The 17,466-nt window shown below is 66.8% G+C and carries 16 protein-coding genes; 6 read left to right on the forward strand and 10 right to left on the reverse strand.

All coding sequences use genetic code 11. The features are described 5' to 3' along the window. The first annotated feature begins 120 nt into the window (after nt 1–120). Complete coding sequence (locus tag WS64_RS20230) at nt 121–363, forward strand: DUF6566 family protein (protein ID WP_059637224.1); 243 nt, start codon at nt 121–123, stop codon at nt 361–363. 86 nt (nt 364–449) lie between these two features. Continuing rightward, nucleotides 450–1,157: a succinate dehydrogenase/fumarate reductase iron-sulfur subunit gene (locus WS64_RS20235; protein WP_059500499.1), complete on the forward strand. Its 708-nt coding sequence runs from the start codon at nt 450–452 to the stop codon at nt 1,155–1,157. 29 nt (nt 1,158–1,186) lie between these two features. On the opposite strand, the gene WS64_RS20240 is transcribed toward WS64_RS20235, so the two are convergent. From WS64_RS20240 to WS64_RS20265, 6 genes are all read right to left on the reverse strand, one after another. Beyond that, nucleotides 1,187–1,618, reverse strand: coding sequence for a hypothetical protein (locus WS64_RS20240; protein WP_059575054.1), 432 nt, complete (start codon nt 1,616–1,618; stop codon nt 1,187–1,189). A 126-nt stretch (nt 1,619–1,744) separates the two neighbouring features. Continuing rightward, nucleotides 1,745–2,767, reverse strand: a complete 1,023-nt coding sequence (locus WS64_RS20245; protein WP_244166601.1) for a Rieske (2Fe-2S) protein — start codon at nt 2,765–2,767, stop codon at nt 1,745–1,747. Nucleotides 2,768–2,793: 26 nt separating this feature from the next. Continuing rightward, complete coding sequence (locus tag WS64_RS20250; RefSeq protein ID WP_060967510.1) at nt 2,794–3,858, reverse strand: Rieske 2Fe-2S domain-containing protein; 1,065 nt, start codon at nt 3,856–3,858, stop codon at nt 2,794–2,796. A 14-nt stretch (nt 3,859–3,872) separates the two neighbouring features. Next, nucleotides 3,873–4,967 (reverse strand): terpene synthase family protein, encoded by a 1,095-nt coding sequence (locus tag WS64_RS20255; RefSeq protein WP_060967442.1) that lies wholly within the window; start codon nt 4,965–4,967, stop codon nt 3,873–3,875. A gap of 13 nt (nt 4,968–4,980) precedes the next feature. Next, nucleotides 4,981–5,943, reverse strand: coding sequence for an SAM-dependent methyltransferase (locus WS64_RS20260; RefSeq protein ID WP_060967443.1), 963 nt, complete (start codon nt 5,941–5,943; stop codon nt 4,981–4,983). 635 nt (nt 5,944–6,578) lie between these two features. Further along, nucleotides 6,579–7,253, reverse strand: coding sequence for an HAD family hydrolase (locus tag WS64_RS20265; protein WP_027785977.1), 675 nt, complete (start codon nt 7,251–7,253; stop codon nt 6,579–6,581). 202 nt (nt 7,254–7,455) lie between these two features. On the opposite strand from WS64_RS20265, the gene WS64_RS20270 reads away from it, so the two are divergent. Next, nucleotides 7,456–8,640, forward strand: coding sequence for a sugar transporter (locus WS64_RS20270; protein WP_060967444.1), 1,185 nt, complete (start codon nt 7,456–7,458; stop codon nt 8,638–8,640). Between the two features lie 33 nt (nt 8,641–8,673). Here the strand turns inward: WS64_RS20270 and WS64_RS20275 are convergent, their stop codons facing one another. From WS64_RS20275 to WS64_RS20290, 4 genes are all read right to left on the reverse strand, one after another. Continuing rightward, nucleotides 8,674–9,849 (reverse strand): helix-turn-helix domain-containing protein, encoded by a 1,176-nt coding sequence (locus WS64_RS20275; protein WP_244166602.1) that lies wholly within the window; start codon nt 9,847–9,849, stop codon nt 8,674–8,676. A 179-nt stretch (nt 9,850–10,028) separates the two neighbouring features. After that, a complete protein-coding gene (locus WS64_RS20280) occupies nt 10,029–11,156 on the reverse strand; it encodes an NAD(P)-dependent alcohol dehydrogenase (RefSeq protein WP_060967446.1) in 1,128 nt (375 codons plus the stop codon). Nucleotides 11,157–11,170: 14 nt separating this feature from the next. Next, nucleotides 11,171–12,643, reverse strand: coding sequence for a benzaldehyde dehydrogenase (locus tag WS64_RS20285; protein WP_060967447.1), 1,473 nt, complete (start codon nt 12,641–12,643; stop codon nt 11,171–11,173). 506 nt (nt 12,644–13,149) lie between these two features. Continuing rightward, nucleotides 13,150–14,043 (reverse strand): NAD(P)/FAD-dependent oxidoreductase, encoded by an 894-nt coding sequence (locus WS64_RS20290; RefSeq protein WP_059637254.1) that lies wholly within the window; start codon nt 14,041–14,043, stop codon nt 13,150–13,152. Nucleotides 14,044–14,198: 155 nt separating this feature from the next. On the opposite strand from WS64_RS20290, the gene WS64_RS20295 reads away from it, so the two are divergent. From WS64_RS20295 to catA, 3 genes are all read left to right on the forward strand, one after another. Next, the gene (locus WS64_RS20295) at nt 14,199–14,831 is read left to right on the forward strand and encodes a TetR/AcrR family transcriptional regulator (protein WP_060967448.1); all 633 of its coding nucleotides are present in this window, start codon (nt 14,199–14,201) and stop codon (nt 14,829–14,831) included. A 464-nt stretch (nt 14,832–15,295) separates the two neighbouring features. Then, nucleotides 15,296–16,432: a muconate/chloromuconate family cycloisomerase gene (locus WS64_RS20300; protein ID WP_059637260.1), complete on the forward strand. Its 1,137-nt coding sequence runs from the start codon at nt 15,296–15,298 to the stop codon at nt 16,430–16,432. Between the two features lie 49 nt (nt 16,433–16,481). Next, the gene (catA, locus tag WS64_RS20305) at nt 16,482–17,432 is read left to right on the forward strand and encodes a catechol 1,2-dioxygenase (RefSeq protein WP_060967449.1); all 951 of its coding nucleotides are present in this window, start codon (nt 16,482–16,484) and stop codon (nt 17,430–17,432) included. Nucleotides 17,433–17,466 lie beyond the last annotated feature (34 nt).

Below are 17,466 nucleotides of genomic sequence, written 5' to 3' on the forward strand. Positions count from 1 at the left end.
AAGGGACGCAAGCAGCGTGCCGGCCGGGCACGGTCCGTGCGCGCAAGGTCCGGGGTGTGCGCGGCGTGCATGCGGCGCGCATTTTTTGCATCGCCATCGCAGATAAGACAGGAGGCCACCTTGGCACATCAACAGGACGCACAGGTTCGGGACCCGTATCGCGGCCACGAGATTCTCGTGTGGGCGCGGCCCAACGAGCGCGGCGCATGGCGCGACGAGGTACAGGTATACGTCAACGGCGCGCGCATCGAGCTGGTGGTGCCGGAGGCAGCCGGCCCCGAATGGCTGACCGAGGTCGAGGCGCTGCGGGCAGGCGTCGAACGCGGCCGCTATTTGATCGATAAGCGCGTCGACGACGACTGATCGGCATGGCGCTTGCGGCGCCGCGTGCCGCGACAGTATCCCGCACCACTCCGAGGACCCATGCCGGCTGGCGCCGGGAGGAAACGATGAGCGATCCGCGCACCCTGCATATCTATCGTTACGACCCCGATCGGGACGCGCAGCCGTACCTGCAGCGCTACGAGATCGACGTGGACCCGGCCGACCGCATGCTGCTCGACGTGCTCGGCCGCGTGAAGCGCGACGACGAGACGCTCGCGTATCGCCGCTCTTGCCGGGAAGGCATTTGCGGCTCGGACGCGATGAACATCAACGGCAAGAACGGTCTCGCGTGCCTGACCAACATGCAGACGCTGCCGCGCGAGATCGTGCTGCGGCCATTGCCGGGGCTGCCGGTGGTGCGCGACCTGATCGTCGACATGACGGATTTCTTCAATCAGTACCACTCGATCCGCCCCTACCTGATCAACGACACGACGCCGCCCGCGCGCGAGCGGCTGCAGTCGCCGGAAGAGCGCGACCAGCTCGACGGGCTGTATGAATGCATCCTGTGCGCGTGCTGTTCGACGTCGTGCCCGAGCTACTGGTGGAACCCGGACAAGTTCGTCGGCCCGGCCGGGCTGCTGCAGGCGTACCGGTTCATCGCCGATTCGCGCGATCTCGCGACGGCCGAGCGGCTCGACGATCTGGAGGATCCGTACCGGCTGTTCCGCTGCCGGACGATCATGAATTGCACGGACGTGTGCCCGAAGGGGCTGAATCCGACCAAGGCGATTTCGGAGATCCGGACGATGTTGGTCAGGCGGACGGTGTGATATGCCACGTCTGAATGCTTGCTCCGGACTTATGAAAATACCGAGATCAGTCGTTGGAGCAAAGGCATTTGGGCCGTCAACCGGTCCATCCTGGAAGGCGGCATGGCGATGAAGCGCAAGGGCGACGACTTCGATTGGTCGTAGTAGAAAATCGTGTCGTCGCCGTACTCCAGTTCCCGAGGAGCTGCATCGTTGATCGTGCGCACCGCGAAATACCTCTCCGCCAGCACATTCCCTGCCGACCCTATCACCCGGAGACGAATTTCGTCGCCGTCGCCAAGAGAGCGAGGTGCCCCACACAGCTCGATTTTGTATTGCTCGCCACCGAACTCTTTCGTTCCCCCGTTAAAAGCTTGAGTATAGTTTTCGCAACCCCCATATGATTCGCGCAACATAAGAGACGGAATCGCCAAGACCAAAACGGCCGAGATCGCGATTAGATTTTTTCTGGTGACCTGCATATTTCGCCCAGACTTAATTATGGCAACGGGAATATATCAGGCTGTTTCGCTGCCGGACGATGCTGGTCAGACGGACGGTGTAGGGTCGCGCGTTCGGCGGGCGCGCCGCGTACATTCCTCCCTTGGCTATTTTTCGGCGACCGTGTCCGCATGCGCGGCCGGGCGCCGCGCCGCGGGCCGCTCGACGCCCGGATAGAACTGCCTCGCCCAGCGCTGAAACACCGGGTACGGTCCGTCACCGGCACCCGGCGTACCGTAGCCCGTGTAGTCGCGATTGTTCCACACCATGATGTCTTCCTTGAACACGGGCACCAGCCACAGCCGGTGCAGCACGCGGCCGAGCGCGGCGTAGACGAGCCGCTGCAACGGCGCCGGCCATCTCGCCAGCCACGAGAAGCGGAATGCGATGCCGTCGCGGAAGGTCCAGCGCAGCGGCGCGATCTGCACGCCGCACGCGAAGATCTTCGCTTCGAGGCCGATCGCCTTCATTTCATGGTCGGACGACACGCAGCCGAGGCCATGAACGCCGATCAGCGTGCTCCATCTGATGTTCTTCCATGCCATGTCCACCTGCATCGAAATGCGCGGCCCGTCGATCACGGGCGCATGCGGTTTCATGTCCTTCCAGCGATGCAGCGCGCCGAAATGTTCGAGGTCGTAGCCGTTTTCCGGCAGGTTCTGCATCACGCCGCGCAGCGTGAATGCCTGGCCGACCGGCGCCGAGAAGCCGGTCATGTCCACTTCGGGCAACTCCCACGTCGGCGCCAGTCCGTCGGCGTTCTGCCATACGAACACGAAGCCGTTCCATTCGCGAACGTGCCATGTGCGAAGCACCAGTTCCTGGCTACCCTTCATGCAGCGGGCCGTGGTGCGCCGGCCGTCGGGGCCGTACGCGTAGTGATGGAACGGACAGACGATCTGCTCGCCGTCGACGGTGCCCCCGTGGCCGAGATGCGCGCCCTGATGCGGGCAATATGCGTCGACCGCACACGCGACGCCCGAGGCCGTCCGGTACAGCACGACATCGCGTCCCATGAAAGGCGTCGTGAGCACGGCCCCGCGCTTCAGCTCGCGGCTGAAACACAGCGCGAACCATCCGTCCGGATAGGGCAGCGGGGCGGCTTCGTCGACGGGGCTGGCTGCATTCATCGCGCGCTCCTGCGTCGGCATGGCGTTCATCGCGCGAATGCCCGGTCGGCGTGGGCGACGGCCGCCGGCACGGCGTCGTGTTGCCCGTGTTGCCCGTCGGGCGCGTCGCCGAGGGCTTGCGGATAGAACTGCGCGGCCCAGCGCCGGAACGTCATGATCGGCATCTCGCCGGCCATCAGCGTCGGGCGCGCGTCGTAGTCGCGGTGATCCCAGATGCGCAGGTCGCGCTTGAATTGCGGCACGAACCACAACCGGTACGCGGCGCTCACGAGCATCTCGTGCAGCGCGCGGCGCAGCGGCGACGGCCACGCCGACGCGCGTTCGACGCGCAGCGCGACGAATTCGCGGCAGGTCCAGCGATCGGGTTCGATCTGCGTCGGGAACAGCACGACGCGCGCGTGCAGCCCGAGGTCCGGCAGTTCCATGCGCGCGGCCATGCAGCCCAGGCCGTGCATCGTGATGTCCAGCAGCAACCGTTGCCCGAGCAGCACGAGCGTCGAGCGCATCGTCATCCGGTGGCCGTCGGCTTGCGGCGGCTCCAGCACGGGATTCGACCACCCGTGCACCGGGCTGAAATGATTGACGTCGACGCCGTTCTCGGCCGGATTCTGCAGGCTGCCGTTCAGCGTGTGGCACTGGCCGCGCGGCCGCGAATAGCCCGTGAGGTCCAACTCGGGCAGCGACCACCGCGGCGCGGCGCCCGCACGGTCCTGCCACGCGAGCACGACGCCGTTCCATTCGCACACGTGGCGCTGCCGCAGCACGGCGGCGGGCGGCTTGCCGTCGCGCCCGGCCCGCACGCAAGTGCCGTCCGGCGCGAACGCGAGATGATGGAACGGGCACACGATCTCCTCGCCGCGCACGATGCCGCCGTGCCCGAGATGGGCGCCGAGGTGCGGGCAATGCGGCGCGACCGCACGAATCAGGCCGGATGCCGTTCGATAGAGCACGACGTCCTCGCCCATGAAGCGCGTGACGACGAGCGCGCCGGGTTTGACGTCGCGGCTGTACGCCAGCGCGAACCAGCCGTCCGGGTAGCGAGGTCGCGCCGCCGCGGCGGGGTCGGGCGGGAAATGAATCGATGAATGCATGCGCATGTCTCCGTTCACCAGCGCGAATCGCGACGGTCGCGCACGGCGATTTCGTCGAGTGTCGGGAGCGCCGTCATCGCGATTTCGCCCCCTGTGAAGCGCCCGCCACCGAAATCGTCGCCGTGGTAGCGGGTGCTGAACGCGTGAAACTCCGCATTGCCCGCACTCATGTAGCCGAGCTCCGTCACGTACGCGTGCGCGTCGGCGTCGCCTGCCAGCACGCCGGTGGCTACCGCCTGCTGTGCGTCGATCAGGCGGCGTTCGTTCGCCGTGCAGAGCGCGGCCAACCGGTCGAGCGCCGCCTGAACGTCCAATTCCTCCACGCGCATCAGGATCCACACGGCGTTGAAGCGCTCGCGTGCGGACCGTTCCTTGCGAAACGAGAACAGGTCGTTGACGAGGATCACCGAATCGATCGCGGCGTTACGCGCGTCGGCCAGTGCCGCGTATTGCGCGAGGCGCTGCCCCATGTCGACGTCGAGCGCATATTCGGTGAGCAGCGTGATCCAGTGTCCGAAGCCCTCGACCCGGCGAAACGCCAGATAATCGGCGAGCGACAGGCGCGCCGCGTCGGTCGCCGTCGGGGCGGCCTGCGTGCGGATCTGTTCGCGGATGCATTCGACGAGCCGCTGCCGGAACGCCGGACGCGCGTCGAGTACGGTGCGCATCGCGCGCAGCGTGTCGTACAGCAGTTGCGCGGCAGGCGCATCGGCCGGCGGCGGCGTGCCGTCGACCGCGGCGAGGAAATGAGCGTGCAACGCGTCGAGCCCCGCCTGATCGCCCGTGCGCGCGAGATGCGTGAAGGCATCGTCCATCAGCGTCGTGACGTTCATCATGCGATGGATCGCGTACACGCGATCGGGCCGCGCGTTCGGGTAGCACAGGCTGCCGTATGCGGGAATTCGCTGCGCGAGGAAACGGCGAGCCGCCGCCTCGCTGCGATAATGCCGCAGGATGTACGGGTAGTCGTCGATCGCAAGCTGCTGCTCGATCGCTTGATGCTGAGGGTGCCGGGCGAGCGGCAGCGACAGACGCGGCAGCGGCAGCACCAGCGTGTCCGTCGCGCCCGATGGGGCGGCCGCGGCGGGCGGCGTTCCGGATGCGTGCATGCGGGCCTCCGGGTTACGCGTTGGGTTTGACCGCGACGATGCTGTAGGTCGACACCTTGTTCTTGATCAGCGCGACGGACCAGTTTTCCGCGAGCACGCGCAACTCTTCCAGCGTGTCCGGCGCGCGGTGCGGAAAATGGCGATCGATGTTGGCCTTGGCATCCATCAGCCAGCGCGCGACGTCGATGTTCGACGGCAGCACGCGCATGTCGCGGATCGCGAACCCGGCGTCGATCAGCACCTGCCTGAAATAGTCGGGCGTCTTGCGATGCTTGCACGCGATCCGGTCGACCTCGTCCGGCGTGTCGGACTGGTATTCGTTCAGATCGACGTTGTACAGATTGTCCGAGATGACGACCGAGCCGCCGCTGCGCACACGCGCATGCAGCGCGCGCATCGCCTTTTCGTACAGCGCGTTCGGGAAATGCGAGATCACGCCGCGGATGATCACGAGATCGTACGGCGTCGCGTGATCGGGCAGCCGATCGACGTCCTGCGCGTTGCACTGATACAGGTTGATGCGCCCGGCGAGCCCGTGCTGCGCATGAAAACGTGCGCAGTACTCGAGCTGTTCGCGACTGACGTTGACGCCGTCGAGGCGCATGCAGCCCGGGAAACGGTCGGCGAGATACTTGAGGATGTAGCCCCAGCCGCAGCCGATGTCGAGAATGCGCTCGACGCGCGCGGGAACGGGATCGTCGAAGCCGGCGAGGCCAAGCTGGCGTTCGAAGTAGCGAATGCCCGACTCGTCGAGCGAGATCGGCGGCGTGGAGCGCGGATCGTCGTAGACGCCGAACTGGAACAACAGATATTCGCCGATCGCCTTGCGCCAGTCGTCCGGGCTGCCGGCGTAGGTCGTCTGCACTTTCCGCTCGTAATCGCTCACCGTGTCGCCATGCAGCACCCGGATCGGCAGGGCGGGCGCCGGATGTGCTGCCCGCATGTCGGCGATCGCCTGTTCGCTGACCTGATTCATCGGAATCCTCGCGTCGTTTATTTTTTGTCAAACTGGACAAAAACAATACCCGCCGATCGAGCGGCAGCACACGTCTTCACGAAACGCCGGAACGAAAAAAGCACGTGCCGATACGTACGATCGTGCGATTGAATAAAACGATGTAATGCTTTCGTTGAAACGTTATGAAGGTGAAAGATCCGTGCGCATTTATAGAATCCCCGGATAAATGGCGGAAAGGGCGCCGTGACGCGGCATCGCGAGGCAGGCCCGATCATGCGCGGGATGCCTGGCGACGCGGGTTGCACCGGCTGGCCGGTTCGGCTCCGTATGTGACTCGCATTTTCACGATTCGGATACTGCGATCGTGAACCGGAAACGAAGTGTCTTTGTTATATGAGAGGCGATTCGATTTTTCAAGAATCTTCCCGTCTGTTTTAAAAACACGGGAAAACAGGCGCCGATAAAGATATTGAAATCGCGATCGTCAATGACGGTGGGGATCGTTTCGATTCGATGAATCGAAAAAGCAGCCGCGCCGCGAACGAATCGCGCACGCGGCTGCCTCGGCCGGACGAGGCCGTGCGGACACACGGCGTCCGGCCCGACTGAAACGCCGCTCACGCACGGACGGACCGGGCGCGACCCAACTGCGCCTACGGCCGCGCGGCGACCTCGTCCAGATGCCAGAGCAGATCCGCAGGATCGTCGTACACGCGCAGCGCGCCCGCCCGCTCCAGCTCGTCGCTGCCGTAGCCGCCCGACAGCAGCCCCACGCCGAGCGCGCGGCAGCGGGCGGCGGCGAGCATGTCCCAGATGCTGTCGCCGACCACCACCGTATGCTCGATCGGCACGTTCAGTTTCGCGGCGGCGGTCAGGAACAGGTCCGGGTCCGGCTTCGCATACTTCACCTGATCGCGCGTGACGACGACGTTCTTCGCCGGATCGACGCCGAGCGCCTCGAGATTGATCGCCGCGGTTTCCATTCGCCCGCTGGTCGCGATCGCCCAGCGAATGCCGGCATTCGACAGCGCGGCCAGCAACTCACGCGCGCCCGGCAGCGGCCGGACCTGCGCGCGCAGCCGCTGGTACGCGGCCGCATGCAGCCGTGCGAGCCGCTCGACGCGCTCGGCGTCGATGTCGCCGGCCGTCTCGCGCAGCAGCTGATTCAGGAACAGGCCGCCGCTCATCCCGATCTTGCGATGGATGCGCCACACCGACAGTTCGATGCCTTCGGCATCGAGTGCTTCCTTCCACGCGAGCACGTGCTGATAGACGCTGTCGACGAGCGTGCCGTCGAGATCGAACAGAAATGACGTTTCAATGCGCATGTAACTCTCCTGGCCTGATGGTGGTCGGGCAAATCGTCGGTAAAACCCGATTCGTCACATTATCGGCGCGCGGCCGTGTCACCGCCATGTCCCGCGCCGCACGCGCCGCGCCCGGCGGCGGCGTGTCGAACAGCGCTGGTACAATCGCGCCGATGCGCCGGGCGGGCCGCCCGCGCGCGCCCAACCTTCGTCGAATCCCCGTATGGCAACCCCCGACGCCGTCAGTTCCGAACAATCGTGGTGGGGCGTTCTGGCCCTGGCACTCTCCGCCTTCATCTTCAATACCACCGAATTCGTGCCCGTCGCGCTGTTGAGCGCGATCGGCGACAGCCTGCAGATGCAGCCGACCGCCGTCGGCCTGATGCTGACGATCTACGCGTGGGCCGTCGCGGTCGTGTCGCTGCCGCTGACCTTCGTCACGCGGCACGTCGAGCGCCGCAAGCTATTGAGCGTCGCGCTGCTGGTGTTCGTCGGCAGCCACGTCGTGACCGGCTTCGCGTGGAATTTCACGGTGCTGATGATCGGCCGGCTCGGCATCGCGTGCGCGCATGCGGTGTTCTGGTCGATTTCGATCCCGCTCGCGGTGCGGCTCGCGCCGAGCGACCGCAAGAGCCGCGCGCTCAGCCTGATCGCGATGGGCTCGGCGATCGCGATGGTGGCCGGCATTCCGCTCGGACGCGTGATCGGCGAGGCGTTCGGCTGGCGCATCACGTTCCTGATCATCGCGGGCGCGGCGGGCGTCACGCTGCTGTTGCTGCGCGCCACGTTGCCGTTGCTGCCGAGCCAGGGCGCCGGGTCGCTGAGCAGCATCGGCGTGTTCCTGCGCAAGCCGGCGCTGGTCGCGCTGTACGCGATCACCGTGCTGGTCGTGTCCGCGCACTTCACGTCGTACACGTACATCGAACCGTTCGTGCAGAGCGTCAACCATGCGAGCAACAGCCGGATCACGTACGTGCTGATCCTGTTCGGCGTCGCCGGCCTGCCGGCCGCGGTCTGCTTCAATCGCGTCTATCCGCACCGGCCCGACGATTTCCTGCTGGCGTCGATCGTCGCGCTGTCGGGCTGCCTGCTGATCCTGTTCCCGTGCGCGCTGAACATCGTCACGTTGTCCGTGCACACGCTGGTGTGGGGCGGCGCGATCGTCTGTTTCGGGCTGGCGATGCAGGCGTGGGTGCTGAAGCTGGCGCCCGAGGCGACCGACCTGGCCGTGTCGATCTACTCCGGGCTGTACAACGTCGGCATCGGCGCCGGCGCGCTGCTCGGCAACCATATCGCGGGCGACTTCGGGCTGCCGTGGATCGGCACCTTCGGCGGCGTGGTCGCGATCTTCGCGGCCGGGATCGCCTGGGCCGCGTTGCGGCTGCATGAGCGGCGGGCAGTGGCTTAGCACCATCGCCACACCGCACTTCATCCCGCATGGTCAATGCGCCCCGCCGTGCCTGATCCCCGCCGCATCGCGCTGTCGCAGCTTCGCATACAGCGTCGTGCGTGAAATGCCGAGTTGCCGCGCGGCCGCCGACACGTTGCCGTCATGCTCGTCGAGCGCGCGCCGGATCGCGTCGAGCGACTGTTCGCGCAGGCTGGCGTTGGCGTGAGGGCGGCCGGCCGGCGCCGCGTGGCACACGTCCTCCGCGTCGGCGAGCACGTCGGCGTGCCGCGCCGCGGTCGCGCGATCGAGCGGTGCACGCACGGTGCGCACCCATACGTGGCTGCCATCGTCGCGCGCGATCCGCTGCGCCGTGCGCGACGGTGTCAGCAAGCGACGCTGCTGCGCGGGTGTCGCGCCGGGAAACAGTTGCCGGTGACCGACCGGCGCGACCGGCCCTTCGGGCGCGAGATCGAGCATCCGGCGCGCCAGGCGGCTCACCGCGCGCACGCGGCCCGCTTCGTCGAGCGCGATGACGCCGGCGAGCGGCGTGCCGAGCCAACGCGGATCGAATTGCACCTGCAGCAGATGGCAGTCGCGCAGCATCGCATAGAGCCGCTGCTCGGCCGACAGCGACGCATGCCGGAACGGCTCGTGCAATTGCGCGACGTTGCGCCGGCCGATCCCGGTGATATCGAGCGCGCCGATCACTTCGCCGTCGAAACCGACGAGCGGCACCGCGAGACAGAATACCCGCGCGAACTCGTCGAGATAGTGCTGCGCGCCCGCGACGACGGCTTCGGCGCCGTCGTGAATCACGCAGCTCGGCGCGGTCGTGCCGATGTTCGGCTCGACGATCCGGCGACCGGCGACGATCGGCGTCAGCAGCGCGTCGTCGCATTGCGGGCTGCGCCGCGCATGCACGATCGTGCCGCGTGGGTTGACGCACATGATCGCCCATTCGCGGCCGCCGAACGCGGCCCACAGCGGCTCGATCTCCTGCGCGACGCAGCGATAGAGCCGCCGGTCGTCGCGGGATTCGTCGCGCTCGCGCTGCATTTCATAGCGGGCGGCTTCCCACGGCCGCAGCCCGGCCGCGCGCGAACGCAGCCACGAGCGCGCGACGCTGGCCGGCAACGCCGTTTCCGGCAGCGGCTCGCCCGCGGCGAAGCGGGCGCGAAGCCGGTCGAGGTCGACCGGCCGTGCAGGGGATTCGGGGGCTGTATTCACGCTGCGCTCCAGTTGGGGTCGAAGGTCGGGGCTGTACGTGCGGGCCCCGTGTCGCGCGAATGCGTAATATAGCCCGGCGCCCCCGGCGCGGTATTTTCGCGGCGGCTACGCCGCCGTGCGCGGCCGTGCGTGGCCCCGGACGGTCGCGATCTACCGCGCGGTCGACGGCGCATCGCCGCTCAATGCGGCAAACGCAGGATCGGCTTGAGCGTGCTTCCGTTGCTGCTGTCTTCCGCCGCCTGGTTGATCTGGTCGAGCGGATAGAACTTCACCAGCCGGTCGAACGGAAACCGTCCTTGCAGATACAGTTGCACGAGCTGTGGAATGAACGTCTGCGGCACGCTGTCGCCTTCGACGATGCCGCGGATCGTGTGGCCGCCGAGCAGCAGGCTGTTCACGTCGAATTCGCCCTTCGTGCCCAGCTTCGGCGCGCCGACCACGCCCATCGTGCCGCGCGAGCCGAGCGCGTCGATCCCTTGCGACAGCACGGCCGGCAGCCCGGTCGATTCGAGCGCGTAGTCGACGCCGCCGCCAGTGATCTCGCGGATCGCGCCGACGACGTCGACTTCCCGGCTGTTGATCGCGTGCGTTGCGCCGAGCTCCAGCGCCAGCGCGAGCCGTGACGGCACGATGTCGACCGCGATGATCGTCGTCGCGCCGGCGATGCGCGCGGCCATCACCGCGCTCATGCCGACCGCGCCCGTGCCGAAGCTCGCGAAGCTGCTGCCCGGGCGCACCGCGAGCGAATTGATTACCGCGCCCGCGCCGGTCTGGATTCCGCAGCCGAGCGGGCCGAGCAGTTCGAGCGGCGCTTCCTTCGGCACCTTGATCGCGTTGTTCTCGCGTGCGAGCGCGTAGCTCGCGAACGACGACTGCGCGAAGAAATGATCGTGCAGCGGTTGCCCGGCCTCGTCCCGCATGGCCGTCTGGCCCTCCGAGTCGGCGCCACCGAAATTCAGCGCGAAGAACTGCCGGCAATACGCGCCGTGACCGCCGACGCACGACGCGCAGTGGCCGCACGCGCCGTAGGTCAGCACGACGTGATCGCCGGCCGCGAGCGTCTTCACGTTCGGGCCGACCGCCTCGACCACGCCGGCGCCTTCGTGGCCGAGCACGGCCGGCAGCGGCACCGGGTAGTACTGGTCGCGCACGATCAGGTCGGTATGGCACAGGCCGGTCGCGACGACGCGCACGAGCACCTCGTCGCCGCGCGGCGCGCGAATGCGGGCGGATTCAATGGAGAAGGGTGCGCCGGCCGCGCGCGCGACGGCGGCGGTGACGGCGCGTGTATCGTGTTCGGTGTACATGATCGGTCTCCTCGTCAGATCGGATACAGCGGCGCTTCGCCCTTGATCGTCAGCCACTGCCACTGCGTGAATTCCTCCCAGTTTGCCGGACCGCCGATGCTCGAGCCATTGCCCGATGCGCCGACGCCGCCGAACGGGTTGATCGCTTCGTCGTTGACCGTCTGGTCGTTGATGTGCAGCAGCCCGGTGTTCAAGCGCTCGCCGATCCGCAGCGCGCGGCCGACGTCGGCCGACAGGATCGCCATCGACAGCCCGTATTCGGTTTGATTGGCGAGTGCGATCGCGTCCTCGTCGGTATCGAACGGCACGACGATCGCGACCGGCCCGAAGATTTCCTCGTCGAATGCCGGATTGCCCGGCGCGACGCCGCTCAGCACGGTCGGCTCGAAGAACAGGCCGCGATGGCCGCCGCCCGTCTCGACGCGTGCGCCCGCGCGGCGGGCCGCGTCGACCACGTTCGCCGCGTGGTCGCGCTGCGCGGCGTTGATCAGCGGGCCGAGGCCGACGTCGCCGGTGGCCGGGTCGCCCACGCGCAGGCTTTGCGCCTTTTCGACGAGCTTCGCGACGAAGCGGTCGTGAATCGCGCGCTGCACGAGCACGCGGCCGGTCGCCATGCAGATCTGGCCTTGATGCAGATACGCGCCCCACGCGGTGTTCGCGACCGCGCGGTCGAGGTCCGCATCGTCGAGCACGATCAGCGAGTTCTTGCCGCCGAGTTCGAGCGACACCTTCTTCAGATGGCGGCCCGCCGCTTCGCCGACCTTGCGCCCGGCCGCGGTGGAGCCGGTGAACTGGATCATCGCGACGTGCGGATCGGCGACCAGCGCCGCGCCGGCCGCGCCGTCGCCGGGCAGCACGTGCAGCACGCCTTCGGGCAAGCCGGCGAGCTCGAACACGCGGGCGATCGCGACGCCGCCGCACACGGCGGTGCGCGGATCGGGCTTCAGCACGACCGCGTTGCCGAGCGCGAGCGCCGGCGCGACCGCGCGTATCGCGAGGTACAGCGGGAAATTGAACGGCGAGATCACGCCGACCACCCCGCGCGGGCGGCGGCGCGCGAGCGACAGCCGGCCGGCCGTCGACGGCAGTACCTCACCGGCCGCGCGCGACGGCAGTCCGGCCGCTTCGTGCAGCGCCTTGATCGTGACGGACGTTTCGAACGACGCCTTCGCGCGGGTCGAGCCGCTTTCGCGAACGAGCCAGTTGACGATCGCGTCGAAGTGCGTTTCGGCGACGGCCGCTGCGCGGCGCAGGACCGCCGCGCGGTCGTCGTAGGGCAGGGCGAACCACGCGGGCTGTGCGCGATGTGCGGTGGCCGATGCGTCGGCGATGGCCGCGCTATCCGCGAGACCGATGCGGCCGAGCGTGTTGCCGGTCGCCGGTTCGATCACGTCGGCCGCATGCGGGCTCGCGTGCCAGCGTCCGGTGAAGATCTTGCCGCGCCAGATGTCGGTGTCGAAGAGGGCGGGGTTGCTGCTGCTATCCATGTGCGCTCCTGGGGAAATTCGGCTCGCCGGATCGGGTGTTGCCTGGCGTCGACCGGCGTGCGCGCGAGGGTAGGCCGGTGTGGGGAAACGGGGCTATCCGGGTTTCTTCCCACGCGCGGCGGGCGCATGGTTTGGAGAGCGTTCGCGATTCGGTGTACGGAAACTGGACAGTCGGTGGGTGGATTGTTGCGGCGTGCCGGCTGATGACGCGGCAGGTAGAGCAGGTGCGGCGCGACGTGCGCCGTATCCGAAGGCTCGGCGCGCAAAGCGGCGCCAAGGCCCATGCTCGGCTTTTCTCGAGCCAGGCCACCTCCACCAGCAACAAGGCGCCAGACCTGCGCGTGATCGTCTCAGGCGTCGAGACCGGCGCCGCCTGCCGCCGGAACGCGACGCACACCAACTGCTCCTGCCATTCCGTCAAACTGGACGAATCCGTCCTTCACCTCGCCGATCCACGCCAGTCGCTTCGAAGGGGGCGATGCGACCGGAGAACGGAATCCGCGTGCTCAAACCAGCATCGATTGTTGGGCGAAGATACCCGCCATCGCGCCCTGCGATGATGCCTGGGTGACCGAGGGCAAGAATGGCGTGGCGAGGTCGCCGGCGGCGTAGATACCGGGCATGCTGGTCTGGCGGCGCGCGTCGACCTCGAGGACGATGCCGGTGGGCGTATCGACCGTGGCGAGGCCCAGCGATTCATGCAGGCTTGCGGACGGCTTGTTGCGCGGCTGGGCGAACAGGATGTCGACCGCGACATGGCGGCGGGTATCGAGATTGACGGTGGTGATATGGCCATTGCGATGGGCGATCTCCACGATCCGGCCATCGACGACAGGGATGTTGCGGCGGGCCAGATCGGCCTGGATCTCAGGCGCGATGTCGTGACCATCGGCGAAGACGGTCAATTTGTCGGTCCAGTCGCGGAACAGCCTGACAGACTGGTGCGACTGCGGGCCGGACCAAACGAGCCCCCAATGCTGGCCGGCGGCTTCAAAGCCGTCGCAATAGGGGCAGGGTACGATGGACGTGCCCCAGCTTTCCGCAAAGCCCGGAACATCGGGCATCTGATCGGCGACGCCATAGCTCAGGATCAGGCGGCGCGCCGTCAGGATTTCCTGATCGCCCGTGACGACACGGAAATCGTCGATCGCGCCGGACACGCTCTCCGCCCGGGCATTGACCAGCCGGATCGTCGGATAGCGCGCCAGTTGCCGTCGCGCCTCGACCAGGATGTCCAGCGGCGGCTTGTGATCGTGGCCGAGCAGGCCATGCGAATGGCCGGCAAAGCGGTTGCGCGGCCGGCCGGTATCGAGCACGGTGACCGCGCGGCGGGCCCGACCGAGCTGCAGGGCGGCGGCGAGGCCGGCAAAGCTGCCGCCGATGATGATGACGTCGTTCATGGTGATGGGCTCCGTGTCCCGGATGGAGGGGTGGGCGGCCTGCTGCGCAATATCGTCCAGCGATACGCGAAGCCGACCCCATTGGCTTGCACATTTCTGATACTGCGTGGTATCGTAATGCTCGAATTTGAATACTGTCAAGTACTGGAATTGTCGTGACCGAAAACAACCTGGGCCGGCGCGGCCGGCCGGCCAACGAAGCGCTTCGCCAGACGATAGTCGACGCCGCCTCCGAACTCTTTGTGGAATTGGGTTTTCAAGCGACGACCATGGACAAGGTCGCCCAGCGCGCGAAGATATCCAAGCTCAGCATCTATCGGCACTTCGAGAACAAGGAGGCGCTGTTCAGCGCGGCCATGGTGGCTCGTTGCGATCAATTCGCACCGCAGACCCTTTCCGAAGGCGTCGACGGTTCGGTCGAAGATCAGCTCATGGCGGTGGGATCATCGCTGCTTCGCACGCTGTTGAGCCCGGACGTCCGCAGTGTCGAAGCCATGGTTTTGGCCGACAAGACGAATCAAAGGTCGTTGAGCAAGCTCCATTACGAAGCCGGGCCGGCCCGTGTCATCGCTCAAATCGAGGCGGTGTTGCGTCAGTTGCACGCGAAAGCGATTCTGAACGTACCCGATGCTCACCGATCCGCTCGCCTGTTTGCCGCGCTTTTCAAAGGATCCGATCTTCTGCTTGTCGCGCGCTTCGATGAGGCGCGCGCAGAGGACGACGACGAAATCGAGTCCTATTGCCGGTCGGCCGTCGCCATGTTCATTGCCGCGCACGGTGGCATCTAGCCCGGGAACGAAGGTCGCTTTCTGGGCGATAGCGCTCGTCAGCTTCTGACAGACGACGAGGGTCGTTCAAGAACGTCGATAATCCGCCGACCCATTTCCTTCCGATCATTCGCAGCAACCGACATCGAAGCTGAAGACCGGACGACCAGCCACACCCTTTTTCCCATCAGGATAACCCTGATCGCCTTGGCAGGCCACCGGTTTCAGCGGGCTTTCCGGCTGCCAAAAGCAGTAGCAGTAAGCTTCCGCTCAAACACCACCCCGAACCTGCACGACCGCGCTCCATCAAGCCTCCCAGCCAGCATACCTATCCAAAGCAGGTATGGCGCACTGCAATAGTTCGTGCTGTCTGTGCGATTTCAATACCCGTCAGGTATCGAAAATCCCGCCCAAAAGTATTGGACGCCCCGTTTCCCCGCCGCGTATAAATCCGTCCCATGAACCACCCTCACGCAGCGCATCCCATGTCCTCCGCCACCATCGAACGCATCGAAACCCGCCTCGTCGATCTGCCGACGATCCGCCCGCACAAGCTGTCGGTGGCCACGATGCACGGCCAGACGCTGATGCTCGTGAAAGTGTTCTGCAGCGACGGCGTGACCGGTATCGGCGAAGGCACGACGATCGCCGGAATGGCCTACGGCCCGGAAAGCCCGGAAGCGATGAAGCTCGCGATCGACGTGTACCTCGCGCCGGCGATCGTCGGCCGTGACGCGACGCGCGTCCAGGCGCTGATGGCGCATGTCGGCAAGCTCGCGAAGGTCAACCACTTCGCGAAGAGCGCGCTCGAAACCGCGTTGCTCGACGCGCACGGCAAGCGTCTCGGCGTGCCGGTCAGCGAACTGCTCGGCGGCCGCCGTCGCGACCGCCTGCCGGTTGCATGGACGCTCGCGTCGGGCGATACGGCCGCCGACATCGCCGAAGCCGAGCGGATGCTCGATCTGCGCCGCCACAACGTATTCAAGCTGAAGATCGGCGCGAAAGCGCCGGAAACGGACATCCGCCACGTGGCCGAGATCAAGCAGGCGCTCGGCGAGCGTGCATCGGTGCGCGTCGACGTGAACATGGCATGGAGCGAAACGCAGGCCGCGCGCGCGATCCCGGCGCTCGCCGATGCGGGCTGTGAGCTGGTCGAGCAGCCTGTGGCGTCGGCCGCGGCGCTCGCGCGCCTGATGCGCCGCTTCCCGGTCGCGCTGATGGCCGACGAAATCCTGCAAGGCCCGGACAGCGCATTCGAGATCGCGAAGCATCACGGCGCCGACGTGTTCGCGATCAAGATCGAACAGAGTGGCGGCCTCTTTGCCGCGCAGCGCGTGGCCGCGATCGCGGACGCGGCCGGCATCGAGCTGTACGGCGGCACGATGCTCGAAGGCGCGTTCGGCACGGTGGCGTCCGCGCACCTGTTCGCGAGCGTCGCGAACCTGCAGTGGGGCACCGAACTGTTCGGTCCGCTGTTGATCACCGAGGAAATCCTGACGCAACCGCTGGACTACAGCGACTTCGAACTGACCGTGCCGGACGGCCCCGGTCTCGGCATCGCGCTCGACGAGGACAAGGTCAGGCGCTTCACCCGCGACGGGCTGACGAAAGTCGTGCGGTAATCGAGTCAGGCAAAGACCGTCATCCCCCAATACACATGGAGACAGCATCATGAGCGTCAAGGTTTTCGACACGAACGAAGTGCAGGATCTGCTGAAGGCCGCATCGAACGCGAGCGGGAGCGGCGGAAACGGCTCGAAGGGCGACGCACGTACGCAGCAGATCGTGCTGCGCCTGCTCGGCGACCTGTTCAAGGCGATCGACGATCTCGACATCACGCCGGACGAAGTGTGGGCCGGCGTGAACTACCTGAACAAGCTTGGTCAGGATGGCGAAGCAGCGCTGCTCGCGGCCGGCCTCGGTCTCGAGAAGTATCTCGACATCCGGATGGACGCCGAGGACGAGGCGGTCGGCCTCGACGGCGGCACGCCGCGCACGATCGAGGGGCCGCTGTACGTGGCGGGCGCTCCGGTGCGCGACGGCGTCGCGAAGATCGACCTCGACGCGGACGACGGCGCGGGCCCGCTCGTGATCCACGGCACGGTGAAGGATCTCGACGGCAAGCCGGTGGCCGGCGCGCTGGTCGAATGCTGGCATGCGAATTCGCACGGCTTCTATTCGCACTTCGATCCGACCGGCGCGCAGACCGACTTCAACCTGCGCGGCGCGGTGAGGACGGGCGCCGACGGCAAATACGAATTCCGCACGCTGATGCCGGTCGGCTACGGCTGCCCGCCGCAGGGCGCGACGCAGCAACTGCTGAACCGTCTCGGCCGTCACGGCAACCGTCCCGCGCACGTGCACTTCTTCGTGACGAGCGACGACCACCGCAAGCTCACGACGCAGTTCAACATCGACGGCGATCCGCTGATCTGGGACGACTTCGCGTATGCGACGCGCGAGGAATTGATTCCGCCCGTCACGCAGAAGACCGGCGGCACGGCGCTCGGGCTCAAGGCCGACGCATACCAGGACATCGAATTCGACTTCGTGCTGACGCCGCTCGTACAGGGCAAGGACAACCAGATCGTCGAACGCCTGCGCGCGTCCGCCACGGCATAACGCGCCCGACGGCACGGCGGCGCGCGTGCGCCGC

It is taken from the genome of Burkholderia anthina, from assembly GCF_001547525.1.
Classification (GTDB): domain Bacteria; phylum Pseudomonadota; class Gammaproteobacteria; order Burkholderiales; family Burkholderiaceae; genus Burkholderia; species Burkholderia semiarida.

Bases quoted from the DNA above. Each gene is read 5' to 3' on its own strand.
- WS64_RS20235 (WP_059500499.1), top strand. From the start codon at position 450: ATGAGCGATCCGCGCACCCTGCATATCTATCGTTACGACCCCGATCGG.
- WS64_RS20280 (WP_060967446.1), bottom strand. From the start codon at position 11,156: ATGTACACCGAACACGATACACGCGCCGTCACCGCCGCCGTCGCGCGC.
- WS64_RS20250 (WP_060967510.1), bottom strand. From the start codon at position 3,858: ATGCATTCATCGATTCATTTCCCGCCCGACCCCGCCGCGGCGGCGCGA.
- WS64_RS20290 (WP_059637254.1), bottom strand. From the start codon at position 14,043: ATGAACGACGTCATCATCATCGGCGGCAGCTTTGCCGGCCTCGCCGCC.
- WS64_RS20300 (WP_059637260.1), top strand. From the start codon at position 15,296: ATGTCCTCCGCCACCATCGAACGCATCGAAACCCGCCTCGTCGATCTG.
- WS64_RS20255 (WP_060967442.1), bottom strand. From the start codon at position 4,967: ATGCACGCATCCGGAACGCCGCCCGCCGCGGCCGCCCCATCGGGCGCG.
- WS64_RS20245 (WP_244166601.1), bottom strand. From the start codon at position 2,767: ATGAATGCAGCCAGCCCCGTCGACGAAGCCGCCCCGCTGCCCTATCCG.
- WS64_RS20260 (WP_060967443.1), bottom strand. From the start codon at position 5,943: ATGAATCAGGTCAGCGAACAGGCGATCGCCGACATGCGGGCAGCACAT.
- WS64_RS20240 (WP_059575054.1), bottom strand. From the start codon at position 1,618: ATGCAGGTCACCAGAAAAAATCTAATCGCGATCTCGGCCGTTTTGGTC.
- WS64_RS20285 (WP_060967447.1), bottom strand. From the start codon at position 12,643: ATGGATAGCAGCAGCAACCCCGCCCTCTTCGACACCGACATCTGGCGC.
- WS64_RS20265 (WP_027785977.1), bottom strand. From the start codon at position 7,253: ATGCGCATTGAAACGTCATTTCTGTTCGATCTCGACGGCACGCTCGTC.
- WS64_RS20270 (WP_060967444.1), top strand. From the start codon at position 7,456: ATGGCAACCCCCGACGCCGTCAGTTCCGAACAATCGTGGTGGGGCGTT.
- catA (WP_060967449.1), top strand. From the start codon at position 16,482: ATGAGCGTCAAGGTTTTCGACACGAACGAAGTGCAGGATCTGCTGAAG.